This is a genomic window from Streptomyces diastatochromogenes, from assembly GCF_002242805.1.
GTDB classification, from domain to species: Bacteria; Actinomycetota; Actinomycetes; order Streptomycetales; family Streptomycetaceae; genus Streptomyces; species Streptomyces diastatochromogenes.
On the sequence record NZ_MCGQ01000215.1, the window covers coordinates 1 to 385 of the forward strand.

General features: G+C 71.4%; 1 protein-coding gene. It reads left to right on the forward strand.

Translation table 11 applies throughout. From position 1 onward, the window contains the following. A partial coding sequence (locus BEK98_RS47685; RefSeq protein WP_143684313.1) for an aminotransferase class I/II-fold pyridoxal phosphate-dependent enzyme occupies positions 1-385 on the forward strand: 385 nt, incomplete at both ends.

Consider the following 385-nt stretch of genomic DNA (forward strand, 5'->3'; position numbering starts at 1 on the left):
CAAGGCCTACGGCCTCGCCGCCCTGCGGGTCGGCTACGGACTCGGCGCCTGCGAGCTGGTGGAGCGGGTCCGTCGGCAGCAGCTGCCCTTCGGGATCAACACGGTGGCAACAGCGGCGGTGAAGGCCTCACTCCAGGCCGACAGCGAGCTGCGCCTACGGGTGGACACCGTCGTCGCCGAACGCGAACGGCTCCGGCACGAACTCGTCGAACTCGGCTGGCACGTACGCCCCGGCCACGCCAATTCCGTCTGGCTCGCCGCGCCCGACCCGATCGATGAGGGCGCCACGGCACTCACCGACGCCGGTGTCCAGGCGCGCCACTACCCCGGCGAGGGACTCCGGCTCACCGTCGGCAGCCGACATGCCAACGACACGGTGCTTACC